Source organism: Salmonella sp. A7, assembly GCF_020181675.1.
Classification (GTDB): domain Bacteria; phylum Pseudomonadota; class Gammaproteobacteria; order Enterobacterales; family Enterobacteriaceae; genus Salmonella; species Salmonella enterica.
This window is the reverse complement of sequence record NZ_CP084001.1, coordinates 4,088,503-4,111,028: the sequence shown is the minus strand read 5'-3', so window position 1 is coordinate 4,111,028 and position 22,526 is coordinate 4,088,503. Positions and strand designations below refer to the sequence as shown.

General features: G+C 52.9%; 27 protein-coding genes. 17 read left to right on the top strand and 10 right to left on the bottom strand.

Annotated features, from left to right (window positions below):
* Positions 1 to 71: 71 nt before the first annotated feature.
* On the top strand, positions 72 to 1,694 hold the full coding sequence (locus LCS67_RS20005; RefSeq protein WP_000118974.1) for an isovaleryl-CoA dehydrogenase: 1,623 nt from the start codon (positions 72 to 74) through the stop codon (positions 1,692 to 1,694).
* A gap of 44 nt (positions 1,695 to 1,738) precedes the next feature.
* Here the strand turns inward: LCS67_RS20005 and yjfN are convergent, their stop codons facing one another.
* On the bottom strand, positions 1,739 to 2,014 hold the full coding sequence (gene yjfN / locus LCS67_RS20000; protein ID WP_001542902.1) for a DUF1471 family protease activator YjfN: 276 nt from the start codon (positions 2,012 to 2,014) through the stop codon (positions 1,739 to 1,741).
* Between the two features lie 130 nt (positions 2,015 to 2,144).
* A complete protein-coding gene (bsmA, locus tag LCS67_RS19995) occupies positions 2,145 to 2,474 on the bottom strand; it encodes a biofilm peroxide resistance protein BsmA (RefSeq protein WP_000586836.1) in 330 nt (109 codons plus the stop codon).
* 183 nt (positions 2,475 to 2,657) lie between these two features.
* Between bsmA and yjfP the strand changes: the two genes are divergently transcribed.
* Positions 2,658 to 3,407, top strand: coding sequence for an esterase (gene yjfP, locus LCS67_RS19990; protein ID WP_000560310.1), 750 nt, complete (start codon positions 2,658 to 2,660; stop codon positions 3,405 to 3,407).
* Here the strand turns inward: yjfP and ulaR are convergent.
* Positions 3,404 to 4,159, bottom strand: coding sequence for an HTH-type transcriptional regulator UlaR (gene ulaR / locus LCS67_RS19985; RefSeq protein WP_000133620.1), 756 nt, complete (start codon positions 4,157 to 4,159; stop codon positions 3,404 to 3,406). The genes yjfP and ulaR overlap by 4 nt on opposite strands.
* Before the next feature lie 104 nt (positions 4,160 to 4,263).
* Positions 4,264 to 5,328: an L-ascorbate 6-phosphate lactonase gene (gene ulaG / locus LCS67_RS19980; protein WP_000049161.1), complete on the bottom strand. Its 1,065-nt coding sequence runs from the start codon at positions 5,326 to 5,328 to the stop codon at positions 4,264 to 4,266.
* A 362-nt stretch (positions 5,329 to 5,690) separates the two neighbouring features.
* Here ulaG and ulaA point away from each other — a divergent pair, with 362 nt between their 5' ends.
* The 7 genes from ulaA to LCS67_RS19945 all read left to right on the top strand — a co-directional run bounded on the left by ulaA (position 5,691) and on the right by LCS67_RS19945 (position 10,742).
* Positions 5,691 to 7,088, top strand: coding sequence for a PTS ascorbate transporter subunit IIC (ulaA, locus tag LCS67_RS19975; RefSeq protein ID WP_000404876.1), 1,398 nt, complete (start codon positions 5,691 to 5,693; stop codon positions 7,086 to 7,088).
* Between the two features lie 15 nt (positions 7,089 to 7,103).
* Entirely contained in the window at positions 7,104 to 7,409 is a 306-nt protein-coding gene (gene ulaB / locus LCS67_RS19970; RefSeq protein ID WP_000218358.1) for a PTS ascorbate transporter subunit IIB, read from the top strand.
* Between the two features lie 9 nt (positions 7,410 to 7,418).
* A complete protein-coding gene (ulaC, locus tag LCS67_RS19965; protein WP_000776531.1) occupies positions 7,419 to 7,883 on the top strand; it encodes a PTS ascorbate transporter subunit IIA in 465 nt (154 codons plus the stop codon).
* A gap of 13 nt (positions 7,884 to 7,896) precedes the next feature.
* Positions 7,897 to 8,547: a 3-keto-L-gulonate-6-phosphate decarboxylase UlaD gene (ulaD, locus tag LCS67_RS19960; protein WP_023216462.1), complete on the top strand. Its 651-nt coding sequence runs from the start codon at positions 7,897 to 7,899 to the stop codon at positions 8,545 to 8,547.
* Positions 8,548 to 8,556: 9 nt separating this feature from the next.
* Positions 8,557 to 9,411: an L-ribulose-5-phosphate 3-epimerase UlaE gene (gene ulaE / locus LCS67_RS19955; protein ID WP_000949550.1), complete on the top strand. Its 855-nt coding sequence runs from the start codon at positions 8,557 to 8,559 to the stop codon at positions 9,409 to 9,411.
* A complete protein-coding gene (locus LCS67_RS19950) occupies positions 9,411 to 10,097 on the top strand; it encodes an L-ribulose-5-phosphate 4-epimerase (RefSeq protein ID WP_001170769.1) in 687 nt (228 codons plus the stop codon). Before ulaE ends, LCS67_RS19950 begins: the two co-directional genes overlap by 1 nt.
* Before the next feature lie 87 nt (positions 10,098 to 10,184).
* Complete coding sequence (locus LCS67_RS19945) at positions 10,185 to 10,742, top strand: YagU family protein (RefSeq protein WP_000026294.1); 558 nt, start codon at positions 10,185 to 10,187, stop codon at positions 10,740 to 10,742.
* 52 nt (positions 10,743 to 10,794) lie between these two features.
* On the opposite strand, the gene yjfY is transcribed toward LCS67_RS19945, so the two are convergent.
* A complete protein-coding gene (gene yjfY, locus LCS67_RS19940; RefSeq protein WP_000466078.1) occupies positions 10,795 to 11,070 on the bottom strand; it encodes a DUF1471 family protein YjfY in 276 nt (91 codons plus the stop codon).
* Between the two features lie 386 nt (positions 11,071 to 11,456).
* Between yjfY and rpsF the strand changes: the two genes are divergently transcribed.
* From rpsF to LCS67_RS19915, 5 genes are all read left to right on the top strand, one after another.
* Positions 11,457 to 11,852 carry a 30S ribosomal protein S6 gene (gene rpsF, locus LCS67_RS19935; protein ID WP_001216673.1) on the top strand — a complete coding sequence of 132 codons (396 nt, stop codon included), beginning with the start codon at positions 11,457 to 11,459 and terminating at the stop codon, positions 11,850 to 11,852.
* Between the two features lie 6 nt (positions 11,853 to 11,858).
* Entirely contained in the window at positions 11,859 to 12,173 is a 315-nt protein-coding gene (gene priB, locus LCS67_RS19930; protein ID WP_001519453.1) for a primosomal replication protein N, read from the top strand.
* 4 nt (positions 12,174 to 12,177) lie between these two features.
* Positions 12,178 to 12,405, top strand: a complete 228-nt coding sequence (rpsR, locus tag LCS67_RS19925) for a 30S ribosomal protein S18 (RefSeq protein ID WP_000135199.1) — start codon at positions 12,178 to 12,180, stop codon at positions 12,403 to 12,405.
* 41 nt (positions 12,406 to 12,446) lie between these two features.
* Positions 12,447 to 12,896: a 50S ribosomal protein L9 gene (gene rplI, locus LCS67_RS19920; RefSeq protein WP_001196065.1), complete on the top strand. Its 450-nt coding sequence runs from the start codon at positions 12,447 to 12,449 to the stop codon at positions 12,894 to 12,896.
* A gap of 146 nt (positions 12,897 to 13,042) precedes the next feature.
* Positions 13,043 to 13,969, top strand: a complete 927-nt coding sequence (locus LCS67_RS19915; RefSeq protein ID WP_000381075.1) for a DMT family transporter — start codon at positions 13,043 to 13,045, stop codon at positions 13,967 to 13,969.
* Between the two features lie 49 nt (positions 13,970 to 14,018).
* Here LCS67_RS19915 and LCS67_RS19910 read toward each other — a convergent pair whose 3' ends face one another.
* Positions 14,019 to 14,654, bottom strand: coding sequence for an OapA family protein (locus LCS67_RS19910; protein WP_001119446.1), 636 nt, complete (start codon positions 14,652 to 14,654; stop codon positions 14,019 to 14,021).
* A gap of 219 nt (positions 14,655 to 14,873) precedes the next feature.
* On the opposite strand from LCS67_RS19910, the gene fklB reads away from it, so the two are divergent.
* Both fklB and cycA read left to right on the top strand, forming a co-directional pair.
* Positions 14,874 to 15,494 carry an FKBP-type peptidyl-prolyl cis-trans isomerase gene (fklB, locus tag LCS67_RS19905; protein WP_000235161.1) on the top strand — a complete coding sequence of 207 codons (621 nt, stop codon included), beginning with the start codon at positions 14,874 to 14,876 and terminating at the stop codon, positions 15,492 to 15,494.
* A 295-nt stretch (positions 15,495 to 15,789) separates the two neighbouring features.
* Positions 15,790 to 17,199 carry a D-serine/D-alanine/glycine transporter gene (cycA, locus tag LCS67_RS19900; protein ID WP_000228322.1) on the top strand — a complete coding sequence of 470 codons (1,410 nt, stop codon included), beginning with the start codon at positions 15,790 to 15,792 and terminating at the stop codon, positions 17,197 to 17,199.
* Between the two features lie 111 nt (positions 17,200 to 17,310).
* On the opposite strand, the gene ytfE is transcribed toward cycA, so the two are convergent.
* The 3 genes from ytfE to LCS67_RS19885 form a co-directional block, all read right to left on the bottom strand.
* Positions 17,311 to 17,973 (bottom strand): iron-sulfur cluster repair protein YtfE, encoded by a 663-nt coding sequence (ytfE, locus tag LCS67_RS19895; RefSeq protein ID WP_000331467.1) that lies wholly within the window; start codon positions 17,971 to 17,973, stop codon positions 17,311 to 17,313.
* Between the two features lie 102 nt (positions 17,974 to 18,075).
* Positions 18,076 to 19,041: a DMT family transporter gene (locus LCS67_RS19890; protein ID WP_000623290.1), complete on the bottom strand. Its 966-nt coding sequence runs from the start codon at positions 19,039 to 19,041 to the stop codon at positions 18,076 to 18,078.
* 80 nt (positions 19,042 to 19,121) lie between these two features.
* Positions 19,122 to 19,970 carry an SDR family oxidoreductase gene (locus LCS67_RS19885; protein WP_000560616.1) on the bottom strand — a complete coding sequence of 283 codons (849 nt, stop codon included), beginning with the start codon at positions 19,968 to 19,970 and terminating at the stop codon, positions 19,122 to 19,124.
* A gap of 87 nt (positions 19,971 to 20,057) precedes the next feature.
* On the opposite strand from LCS67_RS19885, the gene LCS67_RS19880 reads away from it, so the two are divergent.
* Complete coding sequence (locus LCS67_RS19880) at positions 20,058 to 20,444, top strand: winged helix-turn-helix transcriptional regulator (RefSeq protein WP_001201297.1); 387 nt, start codon at positions 20,058 to 20,060, stop codon at positions 20,442 to 20,444.
* Between the two features lie 57 nt (positions 20,445 to 20,501).
* On the opposite strand, the gene LCS67_RS19875 is transcribed toward LCS67_RS19880, so the two are convergent.
* Positions 20,502 to 22,445: a bifunctional 2',3'-cyclic-nucleotide 2'-phosphodiesterase/3'-nucleotidase gene (locus LCS67_RS19875; RefSeq protein ID WP_100521815.1), complete on the bottom strand. Its 1,944-nt coding sequence runs from the start codon at positions 22,443 to 22,445 to the stop codon at positions 20,502 to 20,504.
* Between the last annotated feature and the right edge of the window lie 81 nt (positions 22,446 to 22,526).

Genomic DNA, 22,526 nt, shown 5'->3' with positions numbered 1-22,526 from the left:
ATCTTGCTCCGGCGTCAATGGCGCAGTCATGACCATACTTGACTTCAGCGCCATTGAAGGAGGGAGACACCATGTCCTGGCAAACACATACCGTTTTTAATCAACCAGCTCCGCTCAATAACAGTAACTTATTCCTGTCTGATGGCGCGCTGTGTGAAGCGGTTTCCCGGGAAGGAGCGGGATGGGATAGCGATCTTCTCGCCAGCATTGGCCAACAACTGGGAACGGCGGAATCACTGGAACTGGGTCGTCTGGCGAACGCGCATCCTCCTGAGTTGCTGCGTTACGATCCCCAGGGACAGCGCCTGGATGACGTTCGCTTTCATCCCGCCTGGCACCTGTTGATGCAGGGGCTTTGCGCTAATCGGGTACATAACCTGGCCTGGGAGGAGGAGGCAAGGGCGGGAAGTTTTGTCGCCCGGGCGGCGCGTTTTGTATTACATGCTCAGGTAGAAGCGGGAACACTCTGTCCTGTCACGATGACCTTTGCCGCGACACCGTTGCTATTGCAGATGCTTCCCGCCACTTTCCATGACTGGCTGGTGCCGCTGCGCAGCGATCGCTACGATTCGCATTTGCTGCCGGGCGGGCAAAAACGGGGCCTGCTTATCGGCATGGGAATGACGGAAAAGCAGGGCGGATCGGACGTACTCAGTAATACGACCCACGCGGAGCGGCTGGCGGATGATTCATATCGGCTGGTGGGACATAAATGGTTTTTCTCTGTGCCGCAAAGTGATGCGCACCTCGTGCTGGCGCAGGCAAAAGGAGGGCTATCCTGTTTCTTTGTGCCGCGTTTCCTGCCAGACGGGCAACGGAACTCTGTTCGTCTTGAACGCCTGAAAGATAAACTCGGTAATCGATCTAATGCCAGCGCCGAAGTCGAGTTTCAGGATGCCGTCGGCTGGCGGCTGGGAGAAGAGGGCGAAGGAATTCGGCATATCTTAAAGATGGGCGGTATGACGCGTCTTGACTGCGCGCTCGGGAGTCATGGTTTAATGCGGCGCGCGTTTTCAGTCGCGATTTACCATGCTCATCAGCGTCAGGCTTTTGGTAAAACGCTGATCGAACAACCGTTGATGCGACAAACCTTAAGTCGTATGGCGCTATGCCTGGAAGGGCAGACGGCGCTTTTGTTTCGGCTGGCGCGCGCCTGGGAGCAACGTCGCGAGGCGAAAGAGGCATTATGGGCGCGATTATTCACGCCAGCGGCGAAATTCGCCATCTGTAAGCAGGGAATCCCTTTTGTGGCTGAGGCGATGGAGGTTCTCGGCGGGATGGGGTATTGCGAAGAGAGCGAACTCCCGCGCCTGTACCGTGAAATGCCGGTGAACAGTATCTGGGAAGGTTCCGGTAATATCATGTGTCTGGATGTACTGCGGGTGCTGACAAAACAACACGGCGTCTATGACGTATTGAGTGAAGCTTTTGCGGAAGTCAAAGGTCAGGATCGCCATTACGACCGCGCGGTACGCCAGCTACAGCAACGTTTACGCAAACCGGACGAAGCAATGGGCAGAGAGATTACGCAGCAGCTTTTCTTGCTGGGATGCGGAGCGGAAATGCTGCGTCATGCCTCGCCGCCGCTGGCGCAAGCGTGGTGTCAGATGATGCTGGATACACGCGGCGAAATGCCGCTGCCTGCCCAGGTGCAAAATGATTTACTGTTAAGGGCGACCGGGGGACTGCGGTAACGTTTGACCTGTAGTACATGCCATCCGGCGCGAGCCACGCGGCATCAGGCATAGAGTATCGCCTGTACGCGCCAGTTATCCGACTGTTGTTCTTCATACATTTGAATAATTCTGTACCAGGACGCACCCTGTTCGTCGGCTTTCAGGGCGATAATCCGCTCCACATCCTGTGGGTTTCCTGCAATATTACTGACCGAGATCAGGCCGATTTCATTCAGACCCGTTACGCAGTCAGCACTGGCGAATTCGGCAGACTGTGCCGTCGTACTCACCAGTCCGGCAGAAAGCAGCAGTGAGGATAAGGCAAGTTCTTGTTTCATCGTCAGCTCCTTATTACATACCCCGCATTTAACAGGACGCTCCATCACGGTAAACCTGTTTGTGTATTGTGCACAGGTAAACGCATAGGGGCGCAAAGCAATGTAAAACTGACTAAAAATCAATCTACTGTTATTGACGATACAAAATGGCTTGTGAATACCACTGGCCGGTTACAACCGTTTCATCAACCATTAAGATAACGTAATAATCGGCTTTCGCAGCGACGGCTTTCGCTCTGATTTCATCTATTGCATCATCCGGGGAGCCCCGAACCAGCGCGCTTACGGTCCCCATCCGCTGTAGTCCTTGCGTTTGATCGCGACGGATTTCCTGCGGGTGATCGGCGACAGGCGGCGCAGGTTGCGGCGTACCCTGCAGCACGCTACACGCGCTTAATAACAGTGCTGCTATCAATGAAGCAAACCGACGCATAACTCTATCTCGTTTCCTGATAATCATAGTGTAATGCCTTATTGATTTCCCTTTAGGGGGAATGTTCCCGAAGTGTTACCTGTCACGCGATTTTCGAATGAAAACGTTGCGAAAGCGTAACCCAGTTCTCAAACATTATGAATTATTGCGCTATCCATAAACTTGCGTTAAGTATTTCTCCGTGGCATACCGGATAAAAAGGAGAGAATAATGATAGCGATTGAAACACGACAATTAGCCGGAGGCGTCGTATTACATGCCTTCCCGGAAGGGAAACGCGCCGTGCCGCTTCCCTGTGTGGTGTTCTATCATGGCTTCACCTCCTCCAGCCTGGTTTATAGTTATTTTGCCGTTGCCCTGGCACAGGCAGGATTGCGGGTAGTCATGCCGGATGCGCCGGAGCATGGCGCTCGCTTCGGCGGCGACTCACAGGGACGGATACAGCGATTCTGGCAGATTCTGCACCAAAACATGCAGGAATTTACGACGTTACGTGCGGCGATTCAGGCGGAAAATTGGCTACTTGACGGGCGGTTAGCGGTGGGCGGCGCATCCATGGGCGGTATGACGGCGCTGGGCATTATGACGCGTCACCAAGAGGTAAAATGCGGGGCCAGTTTAATGGGGTCGGGCTATTTTACCGGGCTCGCCCGGACGCTTTTCCCGCCGTTATCCCCGCAGAACCCGGTACAGCAGGCGGAATTCGACAATATCATCGCGCCGCTACGTGAATGGGAAGTCACACACCAGTTAGAGCGACTGGCCGACAGGCCGCTTCTGTTGTGGCATGGTCAGGAGGATGACGTGGTGCCTGCTATCGAAACCTTCCGGCTCCAGCAGGCACTCGCCGGGGCGAAGCTGGATAAGCATGTGACCTGTTTATGGGCCGCAGGCGTGCGGCATCGCATTACGCCAGAAGCGTTGTCGGCGACGGTAGCGTTTTTCCGACAGCATCTTTAAACGCGGAGTATGCTTACACCCTGGGCTTCAAGCTGTTGCAAAACTTGCGGATTGGCATTTTTGCCGGTAATCAGCATAGCGATCTGATCGGCGCGGCTGAACAGCATTCCCGCGCGCTCGCCAATTTTACTGCTATCGACCAGCGCGACCAGTTTCCCGACGACGCTGAGCATTTTTTGTTCCGCCATGGCGGTTAGCATATCGGTCTTGTACAGGCCATCCGCGGTTAAGCCCTTTCCGCTGGTAAACATCCAGTGGCCAGCATAGAGACTGTTTTCACTTCCCTGCGGGCTCAGGGTAATCGACTGGCTTTTATTATACTGACCCCCCATGATAATCACGCTTTCATGCTCTTGATCGATCAGATAATTCGCCAGCGGCAGATAGTTGGTAATGATCTGTACTGGCTTCCCGCACATTTCGCGCCCCAGCAGGAAAGCGGTGGAGCCGCAGTTAATCACTACGCTTTCACCCGGGTTCACCAGCTGCGACGCCGCTTTCGCGATGCGTACTTTTTCATCGTGGTTTTGCGCCTGGTGCAGATTCATCGGCGTCCAGCGGGGCCGCTGTTGGGTAATGGCCTCTGCGCCGTTGCGCACTTTTTTAAGTTTCCCGCTTTCGTCGAGCTTGTTGATGTCGCGGCGCGCTGTCGCCGGGGAGATCCCCAGACGCTCAATCACGTTTTCGACGGTAACAAAGCCCAACTGTGCCAGCATATCCAGCAGTATTTGATGTCTTTGTGCTTCAGTCATGAGCTATTCCGATACAAATTGATTTGAAAAGATGATATTTGAAATAGCCTGGAAATACTAAAGTAAATGGAAAAAATGCCGGGTAATCCCGGCATGATATCGACTCACAGGAAGGATTTGAACGGTAGATCGGGTTCAATGGTAAAGCAATCGTCAAACCCACGCGGATAGTGGTATTCGAAATTGTCTTTATCCAGCGGCCAGGTAAACTTGCCGCCAACCTGCCAGATAAACGGTTTAAAACCATACTTCAGGCGATCTTTCTTCATTTCCCATAGCACGCGGATCTCTTGCGGATCGGCCTGGAAGTTCGACCAGATATCGTGATGGAACGGGATCACCACTTTGGTATTCAGCGATTCCGCCATGCGTAAAATATCCGCGCTGGTCATTTTGTCCGTAATACCGCGCGGGTTTTCACCGTAAGAACCGAGCGCGACATCAATTTGATGTTCGTTGCCGTGTTTCGCGTAGTAGTTGGAATAGTGAGAATCGCCGCTGTGATAGAGATTGCCGCCCGGCGTTTTAAACAGATAGTTAACCGCGCGTACATCCATGCCGTCTGGCAGTACGCCAGCGGCTTTCTGATCGGCGGGCAGGGTGATTAATGCGGTGCGGTCAAAGGCATCAAGCGCATGAATTTCAATATCTTTCACTTTCACGACATCGCCCGGTTTTACCACGATGCAGCGTTCTTTCGGCACGCCCCAGCCAACCCATAAATCCACGCAGGTCTGCGGGCCGATAAACGGAACATCATCGGCGCAATTCTGCATTACGGCAGCCGCGACATTGACGTCAATGTGATCGTTATGGTCGTGGGTCGCCAGTACGGCGTCAATTTGACGGATAGCGAAAGGATCGAGAACAAACGGCGTGGTGCGCAGGTTAGGCTGTAATTTTTTGACGCCAGCCATACGCTGCATCTGATGGCCGGTTTTCATCAACGGATTACCGTGGCTCTGTTTACCGGTACCGCACCAGAAATCGACGCATACGTTAGTGCCGCCTTCAGATTTTAGCCAGATACCGGTACAGCCCAGCCACCACATAGCGAACGTACCCGGCGCGACCTGCTCTTGCTCAATCTCTTCGTTCAGCCAGCTTCCCCACTCCGGAAACGTGCTCAGAATCCATGATTCACGCGTGATGCTTTGTACTTTACTCATCGCATTTACCTTCATGTTTGTTCAAAATGGTTCAAAACGTGATTTGTTTTGATTAATCCTGACACTATTTTCTCAAGAAGGCAATGGGCTATTTTTTGACTTTTGGGTAGAGGAGAACGCAGCCAGAAGAAAATTTAATCTTTTCTGGCGTCATGGGGATGTATTCATCTTTATGATTTTACTTATTTTAATGAAGAAATGAGTTATTTATAAGTAAACCATGTATTAAGTGTGCTAATTATTTGCGCGCTACGTCACATTTAATCAAATTCAATCTTGTTGTGATTACTTTTGAAAATTACAGTGGAGGGACATTATTCTGAGCGCCTGTGACTCAGCAACCTTGTCTACCGGAGATCGTTATGGAGATCCTCTACAACATCTTTACCATTTTTTTTAATCAGGTAATGACCAATGCCCCGCTATTACTGGGTATTGTGACCTGCCTGGGCTATATCCTGCTGCGTAAAAGCGTCAGCGTGATCATCAAAGGGACGATCAAAACCATCATTGGCTTCATGCTGCTACAGGCCGGGTCCGGCATTCTGACCAGCACCTTTAAACCGGTGGTGGCGAAAATGTCTGAGGTCTACGGCATCAACGGCGCGATTTCCGATACCTATGCTTCGATGATGGCAACGATCGAACGGATGGGTGATGCGTATAGTTGGGTAGGCTACGCGGTGTTGCTCGCGCTGGCGCTGAATATTTGTTACGTCTTGTTGCGACGCATTACCGGTATTCGCACCATCATGTTGACCGGGCACATCATGTTCCAGCAGGCGGGGCTGATTGCGGTCTCTTTCTATATCTTCGGCTATTCCATGTGGACCACCATTATCTGCACGGCGATACTGGTTTCCCTGTACTGGGGTATTACCTCCAACATGATGTATAAGCCGACTCAGGAAGTGACCGATGGCTGTGGTTTCTCCATCGGTCACCAGCAGCAGTTTGCTTCCTGGATTGCCTATAAAGTCGCGCCGTTCCTGGGCAAAAAAGAGGAAAGCGTTGAAGACCTCAAACTGCCGGGCTGGCTGAACATTTTCCACGACAACATCGTCTCCACGGCGATTGTAATGACCATCTTCTTTGGTGCCATTCTGCTCTCCTTCGGTATCGACACCGTGCAGGCGATGGCGGGCAAAGTGCACTGGACGGTCTACATCCTGCAAACCGGTTTCTCCTTTGCGGTGGCGATCTTCATCATCACTCAGGGCGTGCGCATGTTTGTGGCAGAACTCTCTGAGGCCTTTAACGGTATCTCCCAGCGTCTGATTCCGGGCGCAGTACTGGCGATTGACTGTGCGGCTATTTATAGCTTCGCGCCGAACGCGGTGGTCTGGGGCTTTATGTGGGGCACCATTGGTCAGCTGATTGCGGTTGGCATCCTGGTTGCCTGCGGCTCCTCGATCCTGATTATTCCTGGCTTTATCCCGATGTTCTTCTCCAACGCCACTATCGGCGTGTTCGCTAACCACTTCGGCGGCTGGCGTGCGGCGCTGAAAATTTGTCTGGTGATGGGGATGATTGAAATCTTTGGTTGCGTCTGGGCGGTGAAACTCACCGGTATGAGTGCCTGGATGGGTATGGCGGACTGGTCGATTCTGGCACCGCCGATGATGCAGGGCTTCTTCTCCCTCGGTATCGCCTTTATGGCCGTCATCATTGTAATTGCACTGGCTTATATGTTCTTCGCTGGCCGCGCACTGCGCGCAGAAGAAGATGCAGAAAAACAACTGGCAGAACAGTCTGCTTAATAAGGAGTTTTGATTATGACCGTACGTATTCTGGCTGTGTGTGGCAACGGACAAGGCAGTTCCATGATCATGAAAATGAAAGTGGACCAGTTTTTAACCCAATCAAACATTGACCACACGGTAAACAGCTGCGCGGTTGGCGAGTACAAAAGCGAGTTGAGCGGCGCGGATATCATCATCGCTTCTACCCATATTGCAGGCGAAATCAGCGTGACCGGCAACAAATATGTGGTTGGCGTGCGCAACATGCTCTCTCCAGCTGACTTCGGCCCGAAACTGCTGGAAGTGATCAAAGAACATTTCCCGCAAGACGTGAAGTAAGGATGCAACATGAAATTACGTGATTCACTGGCGGAGAATAATTCTATCCGCCTGCAGGCTGAAGCGAATACCTGGCAGGAAGCCGTCAAGATCGGCGTCGATTTACTGGTGGCTGCCGACGTGGTGGAGCCGCGCTATTACCAGGCCATTCTCGATGGCGTTGAGCAGTTTGGCCCCTATTTTGTGATTGCCCCCGGCCTGGCGATGCCGCATGGCCGCCCGGAAGAAGGGGTCAAGAAAACCGGTTTTTCTCTGGTGACGCTGAAAAAGCCGCTGGAGTTCAACCACGAAGATAACGACCCGGTGGATATTCTGATCACCATGGCGGCAGTAGACGCCAATACCCATCAGGAAGTAGGCATCATGCAGATCGTTAATCTGTTTGAAGACGAAGCCAATTTTGACCGTTTACGCGCCTGCCGTACCGCGCAGGAAGTCCTGGATCTCATTGACCGCACCAACGCGGCAGCTTAAGAAGGAATTGAACATGTCATTACCAATGTTGCAGGTCGCGCTGGACAACCAGACTATGGATAGCGCCTATGAAACCACCCGCCTGATTGCCGAAGAAGTCGATATCATTGAAGTGGGCACCATTCTGTGCGTGGGCGAAGGCGTGCGCGCCGTTCGCGACCTGAAAGCGCTCTATCCGCACAAAATTGTGCTGGCGGACGCCAAAATTGCCGATGCCGGCAAAATCCTTTCTCGTATGTGCTTCGAAGCCAACGCAGATTGGGTGACCGTGATTTGCTGTGCGGATATCAACACTGCGAAAGGCGCGCTGGATGTGGCAAAAGAGTTCAACGGCGATGTGCAAATCGAGCTGACCGGTTACTGGACCTGGGAACAGGCGCAGCAGTGGCGCGATGCGGGCATTCAGCAAGTGGTTTACCACCGCAGCCGCGACGCGCAGGCCGCAGGCGTGGCGTGGGGTGAAGCGGATATTACTGCGATTAAGCGGCTGTCCGATATGGGCTTTAAAGTGACCGTGACCGGCGGGCTGGCGCTGGAAGACCTGCCGCTGTTCAAAGGCATTCCGATCCATGTCTTTATCGCGGGCCGCAGCATCCGTGATGCCGCTTCTCCGGTAGAAGCCGCGCGTCAGTTTAAACGTTCCATCGCTCAACTGTGGGGCTAAGGAGCGGCTATGTTGTCGAAACAAATCCCGCTTGGCATCTATGAAAAAGCGCTCCCCGCCGGGGAGTGCTGGCTGGAGCGCCTGACGCTGGCAAAAGAACTGGGTTTCGATTTCGTCGAGATGTCGGTCGATGAAACCGATGAACGTCTTTCGCGGCTTGACTGGAGTCGCGAGCAGCGCCTGGCGCTGGTGAGCGCGGTTGCTGAAACCGGCGTGCGCGTGCCGTCCATGTGTCTGAGCGCGCATCGTCGTTTTCCACTCGGTAGCGAAGATGACGCGGTACGGGCGCAGGGGCTGGAGATTATGCGTAAAGCGATTCAGTTTGCGCAGGACGTCGGGATTCGCGTCATTCAACTGGCGGGGTACGACGTTTACTATCAGCAGGCCAACGACGAAACGCGTTGCCGCTTCCGCGATGGGTTAAAAGAGAGCGTTGATATGGCCAGCCGCGCCCAGGTGACGCTGGCGATGGAGATCATGGACTACCCGCTGATGAATTCCATCAGTAAAGCGCTGGGCTATGCTCACTACCTCAATAACCCGTGGTTCCAGCTCTATCCGGATATCGGCAATCTGTCTGCCTGGGATAACGACGTACAGATGGAGCTACAGGCGGGAATCGGGCATATCGTCGCGGTACACGTCAAAGATACTAAACCCGGCGTGTTCAAAAATGTGCCGTTTGGCGAAGGCGTTGTCGATTTCGAACGCTGCTTCGAAACGCTCAAACAGAGTGGCTATTGCGGGCCCTATCTGATTGAGATGTGGAGCGAAACAGCAGAGAACCCGGCGGCAGAGGTAGCGAAAGCGCGTGACTGGGTGAAAGCGCGCATGGCCAGCGCCGGTCTGGTGGAGGCAGCCTAATGCAAAAACTCAAGCAGCAGGTATTTGACGCTAACATGGATTTGCCCCGTTATGGACTGGTGACGTTTACCTGGGGCAACGTCAGCGCTATCGATCGCGAACGCGGGCTGGTGGTAATTAAGCCAAGCGGTGTCGCCTATGAAACCATGAAGGTAGATGACATGGTGGTGGTGGATATGGATGGCAAAGTGGTGGAGGGAGGTTATCGTCCTTCTTCCGATACCGCTACCCATCTGGCGCTGTATCAACGCTATCCGTCGCTTGGCGGCGTCGTTCATACCCACTCCACCCACGCCACGGCATGGGCGCAGGCGGGGATGGCTATTCCAGCGCTCGGCACCACGCACGCGGACTATTTCTTTGGCGATATTCCTTGTACCAGAGCGTTAAGCGAAGAAGAAGTGCAGGGCGAGTACGAGCTGAACACCGGTAAGGTGATCATCGAAACGCTGGGCGAGGTGGAACCGCTGCATACGCCAGGCATTGTCGTGTATCAACACGGGCCGTTCGCCTGGGGGAAAGATGCGCACGATGCGGTACATAACGCGGTCGTCATGGAGGAAGTGGCGCGAATGGCGTGGATTGCGCGCGGCATTAACCCTGGCCTCAACCCCATCGACGATTATCTGATGAATAAACACTTCATGCGTAAGCATGGCCCGAATGCGTATTACGGGCAGAAGTAAAACAACGCTCCGGGATCCTATCCCTCAGGGATGTAATTGGTCAGATTCCGGAGCTTCTTTCATAACACTCTATAGAATCATACTATTGTGTCTATCAACGGATTGTTTGTTAAAACTGACCCACAGCGGCGTCGGTATGGAGTAGCTGCGTTAATTGGTTTTGCAGCGGGTATTATTTCAGCATTTGTAAAATGGGGCGCGGAAGTTCCTTTACCGCCGCGAACGTTTTCCGGCGGGCGCGATGAGTTTAATCCACCGTATATTTTTTTGCGGGATTATTTAGGCATTGACCCAACACAAACGGTTTATACCTTTTCTGAGCATGTTATTAACCCTGTGATGGTAACTCACATTATCTTTTCGCTGGTATTCGCAATAGGTTACTGCGTCGTCGCGGAAATTTTCCCGAAAGTTAAATTATGGCAGGGGATACTGGCGGGGCTGATTGTTACGGTTGTCGTGCATGGCATATTCTGCCCGGCGCTGAACTTAACGCCTCCGCTTACACAACTTCCTTTTGACGAGTACGCTTCTGAAATTCTGGGACATGTATTTTGGTTTTGGGTGATTGAATTAATGCGCCGCGATCTGCGAAACCGCATAACGCATGAGCCGGATGCCGAAGTGCCATTAACAACCCGATAAGCGAAAAAAATGCCCCCTGACCAGGGGGCAAAACTATGGCATTTTCCTGATACTAGCGATAAATCTCCGCGCTGGCATGCATGTTGCCGTTACTACTGGGCTCCCGTAACAAAATCGGGTGGTAGTACGTTGCGCCTCGCGCATCAGTTTCTTCTTTCAGCGCCTGGCGGGCCTCGCTTTCAGTCGCGAAATTATGGTTTATGTAAATCACGCCTAAGCTCTGTATATCGTCCATATTTCTGGCCTGACGATTATCAATTTCAATGGCTGCCATTGTATTTACGCTGAGCAAAAATCCAGCCAGAAGGGGGAAAATACGGAAGAACATAGTGGCCTCCTCGGCGGCGGTTGCTGACCTGGCCCTGCCTCCTTTTTTGTGAACCTCTGATGTTATTTTAATCGCTACCAGCAGGAGCGATAGCGACCATTTCTGATGCAGTTGTTCAAAAAATTACCGCATTTCCCGCTTCTGCCTGATAAATCGTCAACTCGCTAGCTGTTATGGTGGTTAACAGGTCGGTATCTCAGCCTTAATCTTTTACATTTCAGAACTGATCGGCAGGCACATAAATAATCGAACTATTGCCTTGAGTTTCGCCGGACGTGTCAGTATTATAACGCGTCATTTTTCAGCCGACCTTTAACACGTTCCTTGCCTCCATGGGCCGCGGCTGACCCAGACAGGAGGCTGAATAATCCGTAAGGAGCAATTCGATGCGTCATTACGAAATCGTTTTTATGGTCCATCCTGACCAGAGCGAACAGGTTCCGGGTATGATCGAGCGTTACTCTGCCGCCATCACTGGCGCAGAAGGCAAGATCCACCGTCTGGAAGACTGGGGCCGCCGTCAGCTGGCTTACCCGATCAACAAACTGCACAAAGCGCACTATGTTCTGATGAACGTTGAAGCGCCGCAGGAAGTGATCGATGAGCTGGAAACTACCTTCCGCTTCAACGATGCCGTTATCCGCAGCATGGTTATGCGTACTAAGCACGCTGTTACCGAAGCTTCTCCGATGGTTAAAGCGAAAGACGAGCGCCGTGAGCGTCGCGATGATTTCGCTAACGAAACCGCAGATGATGCTGAAGCTGGGGATTCTGAAGAGTAATTTCTGATGACCAACCGTCTGGCGTTGTCCGGCACCGTGTGCAGGGCCCCCCTTCGAAAGGTCAGTCCATCAGGAATTCCGCATTGCCAGTTCGTGCTTGAGCATCGTTCTGTGCAAGAGGAAGCCGGCTTTCACCGGCAGGCGTGGTGCCAAATGCCCGTTATTGTTAGCGGACACGAAAACCAGGCCATTACTCACAGTATAACGGTCGGCAGCCGCATAACCGTTCAGGGGTTTATCTCTTGCCACAAGGCAAAGAACGGTCTGAGCAAAATGGTTCTGCATGCCGAGCAGATTGAATTGATAGATTCTGGAGACTAGCCATATGGCACGTTATTTCCGTCGTCGCAAGTTCTGCCGTTTCACCGCGGAAGGCGTTCAAGAGATCGACTATAAAGATATCGCTACGCTGAAAAACTACATCACCGAAAGCGGTAAGATTGTCCCAAGCCGTATCACCGGTACCCGTGCAAAATACCAGCGTCAGCTGGCTCGCGCTATCAAACGCGCTCGCTACCTGTCTCTGCTGCCGTACACTGATCGCCATCAGTAATCGGTCACGGTCCATTAATACGACTTTGAGAGGATAAGGTAATGCAAGTTATTCTGCTTGATAAAGTAGCAAACCTGGGTAGCCTGGGTGATCAGGTTAACGTTAAAGCGGGCTATGCTCGTAACTTCCTGGTACCACAGGGTAAAGCTGTTCCGGCTACCAAGAAAAACGTTGAATACTTCGAAGCACGTCGCGCTGAACTGGAAGCTAAACTGGCTGACGTTCTGGCTGCTGCAAATGCACGCGCAGAGAAAATCAACGCCCTGGAAACCGTTACTATCGCGTCTAAAGCAGGCGACGAAGGTAAACTGTTCGGTTCCATCGGTACTCGCGACATCGCTGACGCTGTGACTGCAGCTGGCGTTGACGTGGCTAAGAGCGAAGTTCGTCTGCCGAACGGCGTTCTGCGTACCACTGGCGAACACGAAGTGAACTTCCAGGTTCACAGCGAAGTATTCGCAAAAGTTATCATCAACGTGGTTGCTGAGTAATCAGGCATTCTCGTTTTTGCTAGCAACGAAACGTCGGCCCAGCGCCGACGTTTTGCTTTTTAACCCCATCGCTTTTCGACTGGTTATCTCCCCCTCTTTTCGCGATAATCAAAAATAAAACATTATTTTAATTTCTTGGTGAAAGAATGGATACCCAACGCCAGGCCTCCCCGTTTGCCCGCAAAAACGTCGTTTATGTGTGTGCCGCATTTTGTTGCCTGCTATGGGGCAGCGCTTATCCAGCCATCAAAAGCGGTTATGACCTCTTTCAGATAGCCACCGACGATATCCCTTCTAAAATTGTTTTTGCTGGTTATCGTTTTTTGTTTGCGGGTGGGTTGCTGCTACTGTTCGCGCTGCTTCAGCGTAAACCGATTGGTCGGTTTCGTCCGCGCCAGTTTGCTCAGTTAACGTTACTGGGGCTGACTCAGACGTCGCTACAATATCTCTTTTTCTATATCGGCCTTGCGTTCACCTCCGGCGTGAAAGGCTCAATCATGAACGCGACAGGCACATTCTTCAGCGTATTGCTGGCGCACTTTATTTATCAGAACGACCGATTGAGCTACAACAAAACGCTCGGCTGTATTCTGGGCTTTGCGGGCGTCATGGTGGTGAACGTCAGCAACGGCCTGGATTTCAGCTTTAATCTGCCGGGAGAAGGCTCCGTGGTGCTGGCGGCGTTTATTCTTTCTGCGGCCACGTTGTATGGCAAACGTCTCTCGCAGACGGTCGATCCGATGGTCATGACTGGCTATCAATTGGGGATTGGCGGTCTGGTACTGGTCATTGGCGGCTACGTTTTTGGCGGTACGCTGACGATACATGGCTTCTCGTCGGTGGCGATTTTAGTCTACCTGACGTTGCTCTCGTCGGTCGCTTTTGCGCTATGGAGCATTTTACTCAAATATAATCGCGTGGGGATGATTGCGCCGTTTAACTTTCTGATCCCGGTTTCCGGCGCTGCTCTTTCGGCTATTTTCCTCGGCGAGAATATTCTGGAGTGGAAATACATGATTGCGCTGGTGCTGGTGTGTTCGGGGATTTGGTGGGTGAATAAGGTGAAGCGGTAATGCTTCACCTGAACGAATAGGGTATAGGCGGGGTAAGGCGTAGCCGGCGTTACTGTGCGCGAATAAAACTGCCGTCAGGCTGACGCGTAAACAGCACCTGTTGGCCGTTATCGCCATCTATCGTTAAACCTGTCACCACCCCGCTGGCATTCTGGCGAATTTTAATCATTTGACCATTTTTGAGATTACTCAGCGGCTTGCCAGCGCCTTCTACCTGCGCCATTGCATAAACGTCTGTTGGGGGAAGTCCGTGGTCACGGAACAGTTGCGCCAGAGTTTTACCAGGCTCTACCCGGTACGAGCGCCACTGTTGACCGATGCCGCTATCCTGCTGGAAAGGCTGCGTTTGCGGCTGGTTTTGTTCTTCCGGCTGGCCTTCCTGGATAGGTTCCGGCGCAACGGGCGCCACCTGATCCGGATCGTTTTGCGGCGCGACCAGCTGCGCCTGAAGCTGGGCCTCTGTCGGCGGCTGTGATTGCGATTGCAGATCCAATTGCGCTTCCCGCGTGACGACGGGCGAGTCGCTGGTCTCGCTGGCGGGCAGCAGGAAACCGATCACCAGCACGATAGCGGCAATGATAATGCCACGACGATGCATAGGCGGCAGCGGCTCCATGATGCGAAAATTATCCGGCGCGTGCCAGATTTTCGCCAGGGTTGGTTTTAATTCAAAGCGCCCGGGCATGGTTTACCTCCTGCTCCGCATCTTGTTCCTTAATCATAGAGTATAGATGGCTAACGCTATGATACTGGTAGTGCTATCCGCTTTCGTGACATCAATACGGATAATCTATTGTTTCTTTTTCCCTGCGATTTGTCATCCTCCCTGAGACAAAGTTTTACCAGAAGAAGCGTGGCTGTTATGCTGCCCGCTACTTTTTTGATATCCGATGAAGGAAAAATAATGGCCACCCCGACTTTTGACACTATTGAAGCGCAAGCGAGCTACGGCATTGGTTTGCAGGTAGGGCAGCAGCTCAGCGAATCCGGTCTTGAAGGGCTGTTGCCTGAAGCGCTGGTTGCAGGCATTGCTGATGCGCTGGAAGGTAAACACCCGGCGGTTCCTGTTGATGTGGTGCATCGTGCGCTGCGTGAAATTCATGAGCGTGCGGACGCGGTGCGTCGTGAGCGTTTCAAAGCGATGGCGGCCGAAGGCGTGAAATACCTGGAAGAAAACCGCGAAAAAGACGGTGTGAACAGTACTGAATCTGGTTTACAGTTCCGCGTTCTGACGCAGGGCGAAGGCGCGATTCCGGCGCGTACCGACCGCGTACGCGTGCATTACACCGGTAAGCTTATTGATGGCACCGTATTTGACAGCTCCGTCGCGCGCGGCGAACCGGCTGAATTCCCGGTAAATGGCGTGATCGCCGGCTGGATTGAAGCGCTGACTCTGATGCCGGTAGGTTCCAAATGGGAACTGACTATCCCACAGGAGCTGGCCTATGGCGAGCGTGGGGCCGGGGCATCTATTCCGCCATTCAGCACCCTGGTGTTTGAGGTGGAACTGCTGGAAATTCTGTAAGCGCCCCGGGTTTGCCGGATGACGGCGTAAACGCCTTATCCGGCAACCCTGACTTCAGCAGATGCCAATATTTTATTTTGCAAATGGCGTCGTTACGTGTATTTTTGTGAGCTAATTCGCATTATCAAAGTGATATAACACTCATTTTAAACATAAAATTAACATTGTATTTGAATCTTAGTATTCATCCCGCCGATTCTTACCTAATATCGATGAGTCCTGATAACAGGATCGTCGTATCATAGACCAAAGGCCGTAGAGCCCGCACAACACAGACAGGTACAGGAAGAAAAACATGGTAGATCAGGTAAAAGTCGCAGCCGACGAACAGGCTCCGGCTGAACAGTCGCTACGGCGCAATCTTACAAACCGTCATATACAGCTTATCGCTATTGGCGGCGCTATTGGTACCGGTCTGTTTATGGGATCGGGTAAAACGATCAGTCTCGCCGGACCGTCGATCATTTTTGTGTATATGATCATCGGTTTTATGCTTTTTTTCGTGATGCGCGCCATGGGGGAATTGCTGCTCTCGAATCTGGAATATAAATCGTTTAGCGATTTTGCTTCCGACCTGCTTGGCCCCTGGGCGGGATATTTCACCGGCTGGACGTACTGGTTTTGCTGGGTAGTGACCGGTATGGCTGACGTGGTGGCGATTACCGCCTACGCGCAGTTCTGGTTTCCCGGCCTTTCCGATTGGGTCGCCTCGCTGGCGGTAGTGATCCTGCTGCTAAGCCTCAACCTCGCCACCGTTAAAATGTTTGGTGAAATGGAATTTTGGTTTGCTATGGTCAAAATCGTCGCCATCGTGGCGTTGATTGTGGTCGGGCTGGTCATGATTGCGATGCACTTTAAATCGCCGACAGGCGTTGAAGCGTCTTTTGCGCATCTGTGGAATGACGGCGGCTGGTTCCCGAAAGGTATTAGCGGGTTCTTTGCCGGTTTCCAGATTGCGGTGTTCGCCTTCGTGGGCATTGAGCTGGTCGGTACTACCGCCGCAGAAACTAAAGATCCGGAAAAATCGCTGCCGCGCGCGATTAACTCAATACCGATCCGTATCATCATGTTCTACGTCTTTGCGCTGATTGTCATTATGTCGGTGACGCCGTGGAGTTCCGTGGTGCCGGATAAGAGCCCGTTTGTTGAGCTGTTTGTACTGGTGGGTCTGCCTGCCGCCGCTAGCGTGATCAACTTTGTTGTGCTGACCTCGGCGGCGTCTTCCGCCAACAGCGGCGTCTTCTCGACCAGCCGTATGCTGTTTGGCCTGGCGCAAGAAGGCGTGGCGCCAAAAGCGTTCGCTAAGCTATCGAAACGCGCGGTACCGGCGAAAGGCCTGACCTTCTCCTGTATCTGCCTGCTGGGCGGCGTGGTTATGCTGATGGTCAACCCGAGCGTGATTGGCGCATTCACCATGATCACTACGGTTTCGGCTATCCTGTTTATGTTTGTCTGGACCATCATTCTGTGTTCATACCTGGTGTACCGCAAAAAGCGTCCCCACTTGCATGAAAAATCCATCTATAAGATGCCGCTCGGTAAGCTGATGTGCTGGGTCTGTATGGCGTTCTTTGCGTTCGTGCTGGTATTACTGACGCTGGAAGACGATACGCGCCAGGCGCTGATCGTGACGCCGCTGTGGTTTATCGCGTTGGGTCTGGGCTGGCTGTTGATAGGTAAGAAACGGATGGCGGGAATGCGTTAATTGTTTTGCCCGGTAGCGCTGGCGCTTACCGGGCTTACAGCGTAGCGTTGATTTGTAGGCCGGATAAGGCGCGGTTTACAGCCGCCACCCGGCAAAATGCCTGGCTGGCGATTATTCCCCGGCCAGCGCGCGTGGGAACAGCACGTTATTCTCCAGGCTGATGTGCTCCATCAGATCATCAATCATCTCATTAATGCCGTTATACATCGCTTTCCAGGTGGTGCAGGCTTCTGGCGGCGGCGTTACATTTTGGGTGACGTGTTTGATGACGTCTACCAGCTCTCCCGCCTCGTCATGCTCGATTTCCATTACGCTTATCGGGCCCGTTGCCTGGCGACCCATACCCTGTTTGATCATGGGGAACAGGATCTGTTCTTCTTTCATCATATGGCTGGAAAGCTCTTCATGCAGCGCGGTGAGATATTTTGTCAGGCCGCGTGGGACGTTTGGCTTATCCGCGTGAACGCGTTCCACTTTGGTTGCCTGCAGGATAAGCTCCGGCAGTTGTTCGCGGTGTCGATCATGATAGCGCACCACGATATGGTCAATAATGTCCGCCAGCGGAACGGCGCGCCAGTCTTTTTCGATGGGCTGTTCAGCCAACTGCGCGAGTTGCGCTTCAATGATGTCAATATCGACGTCGTGACGCGCGGCGGCGCGCGCCAGCGTCTGTTTTCCGCCGCAGCAGTAATCCATATCGTACTGGCGAAACAGCGCCGATGCGCGGGGAATAGAGAGCGCCAGTTCGCCTAAAGGTTGATCGCGATAAGCCATTGCCGTTACCTCATTTGCAATAATATAAGTTGTATTTTAAATGCATCTTTAAGGCGAGGCTATAACTCTTTCGGGGTGCGTATAATTTAAGCCAGGATGAGATTAGCGTTCCGTGACCGGAACGACGGTCGCTTTTTCCGGTTTCGCTCTCACGGCAATGACCACGCCCGCCACCAGGAGCGCAATGCCGCTTAACGTCAGGAATGGCGGGATTTCCTGGCGCAGAATGAAGGTATAGAGCAGTCCCGCCAACGTCTCAAAAACAATGAGCGGCCCTAAAATAACGGTTGGCAATTTTTGGCTGGCGATATTCCAGCACAGCGCGCCCACCCAGGAACACAGCACCGCGATGGCGATCATCAGACCGATAAATAGCGCGGGATGCGGGCCAAAGGGCAGGGTAAACAGCGGTTTCTGGATACTCAGCCACAGACAGACCGCCGCGTAGCCGATTAACGAGACCGGCAGCGTAACCAGCGCCTGCGCCGTTGCCCACATCATGGGATGTTTGTCGGGATTTTCCCGCAGCCAGCGGGCGTTGCGCAGCGCATACCATGCCCAGCACGCTACGGAAATCAGCGCCAGCACAATGCCTGAACCATAGCGCCAGCCGCTAACATCGGATAATCCCTGACTAAGTTCAGCAATATTGACGCACAGCAGGCCAAAACCGATAAGCGCCAGCGCGGGCGCTAAACGCCGCCAGGATAATCTGCCGTCTCGTTGGCTATAGAGAACGTTAGCGAAAAGCGGAATGACGACCGGCAATGTCCCGATGATCATCGTCGACACCGGCGCGCCGGTTCGCTGAATGGCGCTGGCGAGGCAGGCGTAATAGATTACATTGCCCATCAGGGTCAGCGACAGGGCGGTGGACCAATCTTTGCGCGTCAACTGGCGTAACCGCGTGCGGCCTAACCAGGCAATCGGCAGGGCAATCAGCCCCAGCGCCAGATAGCGTCCCATTGACTGTAAGAGGGCCGGGTAATCCGGCACGATTAACGGGCCGACGAAAATCAATCCCCACATTAGCCCTGCCAGCAGGGCGTATAGCACGCCGCTAATCATCAGATTCTCCTCATAAACCGTTCTGTCATTATCAGAGAAGGTCTATGAGGATGCCACATAAATTAACTAAATTTTAACACTTACAGTACGGAGCGAAGGCTTTCTGTGAGCGTCGTCGTCGGGCGACCGATGAGTTTACGCAGCGTATGGCTGTCATCAAACAAGCCGCCTTTCGCCGCGCCAGCGTCAGAATTGGCTAACATATCCGCCAGTCCGTCAGGCAGGCCTGCGCCTTTCAGCGCGGCGGCAAAATCGACTTCACTCAGGTTCTGGTAGACGATTTTTTTTCCGCTCTGATGAGTAAGTTCATCCGCCAACTGGCTTAATGTCCAGGCGTCATCACCCGCCAGCTCGTAGACATTCCCGGCGTGACCCTCTTCACGGATGACGCGCGCGGCGGCGGCGGCATAGTCAGCGCGCATTGCGGAGGCGATTTTCCCTTCTCCCGCTGCACCAATAAAGACGCCATGTTTCAGCGCGGCAGGGACGCTCGCCAGGTAGTTTTCCGTATACCAGCCGTTACGTAATAGTGTGTGAGGAATACCTGACTCAGCCAGCATTTTTTCCGTTTCAATATGTTCATCGGCGAGCGCCAGCGGCGATTTATCCGCATGTAGCAGACTGGTATAGGCGATGAATTTCACCTTCGCGGCAATGGCGGCCTGAATGACGTTGCGGTGCTGCGCGGTGCGTTGTCCCACTTCGCTGGATGATATAAGCAGCAGTTTATCAACACCCTGTAAGGCGGTGGTCAGCGCGGCTTCGTTAGCGTAATCCGCCTGGCGAACGGCAATCCCGCGCTGACTGAGCGGGGCAGCTTTTTTCGGGTTACGGACGATCGCGACGAGGTGACTGGCGGGCGTCGTTTTTAGCAGGTTTTCAATAACGTGTTGGCCCAGTTGGCCTGTTGCGCCAGTGATAGCAATCATGGTGAACTCCTCAGTGTTGGTCTTGTGTTTTATTACGCTACCACCTAAACTTACTTTTAGTAAGTACGTACAAAAAGGTAAGTATCAATGCGCGCTCATACTCTTTCCCGGCAGTTGCGTGAAGGCAATCTCTTTGCTGAACAGTGCCCGTCCCGTGAGGTGTTAAAACATGTCACCAGTCGCTGGGGCGTACTGATTCTGGTCGCGTTACGCGACGGTACACACCGTTTTAGCGACCTGCGTCGCAAGATGGGAGGCGTGAGTGAAAAGATGCTGGCGCAGTCGCTACAGGCGCTTGAACAGGACGGATTTCTCAACCGGGTGTCATATCCAGTTGTTCCGCCGCATGTGGAGTACAGCCTGACGCCGCTTGGCGAGCAGGTGAGCGATAAAGTCGCCGCGCTGGCGGACTGGATAGAACTGAATTTGCCCCAGGTATTGGCGCAGCGGGAGCGTTTATCAGATGGCGGCTAGCGCTTTATTCGGCCTGCCAGTCAGGCCGAATAAACGCAGCGCCATACGGGACTCACGTTACTTGCTCAAATCCACCTGATAAATGGCAAAACCAATATCATCGACGGCAACCTTCTTCATCGGATACTGCCCTTTCGCTTTAATGAAGGCAGCGGCTTTATCGCCTGGCGATGTTTCAAAGCGGATATCCAGCGCCGTATCGCTGTGGATTGGCGCCAGACGCCAGTTATTATCCGCCGCCGGATGGATTTCGCCCGCGCGTTTTGACTCTGCGCCAATCCATGCCGCCAGCACGGCGCGATTTTCATCCGGAGACGCAAAGGCGATATGGCTGTCGCCCGTGCCGGCAAACTTGCCGCCGTAAGCGCGATAGTTATTCGTGGCGACCAGGAACGTAGCGTTCGGGTCGACAGGCTTACCGTTAAAGGTCAGGTTTTTAATACGTTCCGCCTGCGGATTCACCATCTGACATTCGCCATCATAGCGGGCGGGCTGTGACACATCGATTTGATAATTCACGCCGTCAATGACATCGAAATTATAGGTGCGAAAGCCATCCCAATTGATCAACGATTGCGGTTTGTTGCTATGAATATCAATCTGATTAAATTGTCCGGCAGAACATTCCAGCCACTCTTTTACCTCCTTGCCGCTGGCTTTCACCACCACCAGCGTATTCGGATAGAGATAAAGATCGGCGGCGTTACGGAAGGTCAACTGGCCTTTTTCCACTTCGACAAAACTGGCAGGATCGTTCTTACGCCCGCCAACTTTAAACGGCGCGGCGGCGGACAGCACCGGCAGTTTCGCCAGATCCGGATCGCCCTGAATAAAGTGTTCCACATACGCTTTTTGCGCGTTATTCACCACCTGTACGGTAGGATCGTCCTGCACCAGAGCAAGATAACTGTACATATTATCGGCGGATTTACCGATGGGCTTGCTGACAAACTCGCGGGTGGCATCGTGATCGGCTTTCAGAATATCGACCAGCTTACTGTCTTCCGCTGCCAGCGACTTTTTAGCGGCGGCGTCATAGATAGGCCGCGCTTGTGCTTTCGCCTGCGTAACCTGCCATTTGCCGCTGTCGTTATTGAGCACCAGATCGACCACTCCCAGATGGTCGCCCCACATGCCAGGCATTACCGCAGGAATGCCGTTAAGCGTACCTTTGGCGATATCCGCGCCTTTGATGTCGGCAAAATCTTTACCGGGGAAGACGGCGTGGGCGTGGCCAAACATAATCGCGTCGACGCCGGGAACTTCGCTGAGGTAATAAACCGAGTTTTCCTCCATGCTGTGGTACGGATCGGCAGAAAGGCCTGAGTGAGCAATGACTACCACGATATCAGCGCCTTTCTCGCGCATTTCGGGCACATATTTCCGGGCGGTTTCCGTAATGTCATTGACGGTAACTTTGCCGCTCAGATTCGCTTTATCCCAAATCATGATTTGCGGCGGAACAAAGCCGATATAGCCGATTTTCAGAGTTTGCGGGTTGCCGTCTTTATCAATAACGCTCGTCTCTTTAATCAGATAAGGCATAAAGAGCGGCTTTTGGGTTTTAACGTCGATAATATTGGCGTTAACATAAGGGAATTTCGCGCCGGCCAGCGCGTTATGCAGATAGTCCAGACCATAATTAAACTCATGGTTGCCGAGGTTTCCAACCGCGTAATCCAGAGTGTTGAGCGCTTTATAGACCGGGTGAATATCACCGTCTTTGAGCCCTTTTGCCGCCATATAATCGCCCAGAGGGCTCCCCTGAATCAGGTCGCCGTTATCCACCAGCACGCTGTTTTTGACTTCATTTCGGGCGGCATAAATCAAACTTGCGGTACGTACCAATCCGAATTTTTCGGTTGCGGTATCCTTGTAATAATCGAAATCCATCATGTTGCTATGTAAATCAGTAGTTTCCATGATACGGAGATCGACGGTGGCCGCATTCACGCTGGCGGCGATCAGCGTAGCCAGAAGCGTTGCACTAAACTTAATCATCAGAGGCACCTTTTAAGAACGCAATAGAAAAGCCGGATAGTGAAAAATAGCGATGATAAACAGTGAAACCCGATATCGTTC

Bases quoted from the DNA above. Each gene is read 5' to 3' on its own strand.
- ulaA (WP_000404876.1), top strand. From the start codon at position 5,691: ATGGAGATCCTCTACAACATCTTTACCATTTTTTTTAATCAGGTAATG.
- LCS67_RS19875 (WP_100521815.1), bottom strand. From the start codon at position 22,445: ATGATTAAGTTTAGTGCAACGCTTCTGGCTACGCTGATCGCCGCCAGC.
- rplI (WP_001196065.1), top strand. From the start codon at position 12,447: ATGCAAGTTATTCTGCTTGATAAAGTAGCAAACCTGGGTAGCCTGGGT.
- priB (WP_001519453.1), top strand. From the start codon at position 11,859: ATGACCAACCGTCTGGCGTTGTCCGGCACCGTGTGCAGGGCCCCCCTT.
- yjfN (WP_001542902.1), bottom strand. From the start codon at position 2,014: ATGAAACAAGAACTTGCCTTATCCTCACTGCTGCTTTCTGCCGGACTG.
- yjfP (WP_000560310.1), top strand. From the start codon at position 2,658: ATGATAGCGATTGAAACACGACAATTAGCCGGAGGCGTCGTATTACAT.
- LCS67_RS19910 (WP_001119446.1), bottom strand. From the start codon at position 14,654: ATGCCCGGGCGCTTTGAATTAAAACCAACCCTGGCGAAAATCTGGCAC.
- ulaB (WP_000218358.1), top strand. From the start codon at position 7,104: ATGACCGTACGTATTCTGGCTGTGTGTGGCAACGGACAAGGCAGTTCC.
- ytfE (WP_000331467.1), bottom strand. From the start codon at position 17,973: ATGGCTTATCGCGATCAACCTTTAGGCGAACTGGCGCTCTCTATTCCC.
- LCS67_RS20005 (WP_000118974.1), top strand. From the start codon at position 72: ATGTCCTGGCAAACACATACCGTTTTTAATCAACCAGCTCCGCTCAAT.
- ulaE (WP_000949550.1), top strand. From the start codon at position 8,557: ATGTTGTCGAAACAAATCCCGCTTGGCATCTATGAAAAAGCGCTCCCC.
- cycA (WP_000228322.1), top strand. From the start codon at position 15,790: ATGGTAGATCAGGTAAAAGTCGCAGCCGACGAACAGGCTCCGGCTGAA.
- ulaC (WP_000776531.1), top strand. From the start codon at position 7,419: ATGAAATTACGTGATTCACTGGCGGAGAATAATTCTATCCGCCTGCAG.
- LCS67_RS19950 (WP_001170769.1), top strand. From the start codon at position 9,411: ATGCAAAAACTCAAGCAGCAGGTATTTGACGCTAACATGGATTTGCCC.
- ulaR (WP_000133620.1), bottom strand. From the start codon at position 4,159: ATGACTGAAGCACAAAGACATCAAATACTGCTGGATATGCTGGCACAG.
- fklB (WP_000235161.1), top strand. From the start codon at position 14,874: ATGGCCACCCCGACTTTTGACACTATTGAAGCGCAAGCGAGCTACGGC.
- rpsF (WP_001216673.1), top strand. From the start codon at position 11,457: ATGCGTCATTACGAAATCGTTTTTATGGTCCATCCTGACCAGAGCGAA.
- LCS67_RS19890 (WP_000623290.1), bottom strand. From the start codon at position 19,041: ATGATTAGCGGCGTGCTATACGCCCTGCTGGCAGGGCTAATGTGGGGA.
- LCS67_RS19915 (WP_000381075.1), top strand. From the start codon at position 13,043: ATGGATACCCAACGCCAGGCCTCCCCGTTTGCCCGCAAAAACGTCGTT.
- ulaD (WP_023216462.1), top strand. From the start codon at position 7,897: ATGTCATTACCAATGTTGCAGGTCGCGCTGGACAACCAGACTATGGAT.
- rpsR (WP_000135199.1), top strand. From the start codon at position 12,178: ATGGCACGTTATTTCCGTCGTCGCAAGTTCTGCCGTTTCACCGCGGAA.
- yjfY (WP_000466078.1), bottom strand. From the start codon at position 11,070: ATGTTCTTCCGTATTTTCCCCCTTCTGGCTGGATTTTTGCTCAGCGTA.
- bsmA (WP_000586836.1), bottom strand. From the start codon at position 2,474: ATGATTATCAGGAAACGAGATAGAGTTATGCGTCGGTTTGCTTCATTG.
- LCS67_RS19880 (WP_001201297.1), top strand. From the start codon at position 20,058: ATGCGCGCTCATACTCTTTCCCGGCAGTTGCGTGAAGGCAATCTCTTT.
- LCS67_RS19885 (WP_000560616.1), bottom strand. From the start codon at position 19,970: ATGATTGCTATCACTGGCGCAACAGGCCAACTGGGCCAACACGTTATT.
- ulaG (WP_000049161.1), bottom strand. From the start codon at position 5,328: ATGAGTAAAGTACAAAGCATCACGCGTGAATCATGGATTCTGAGCACG.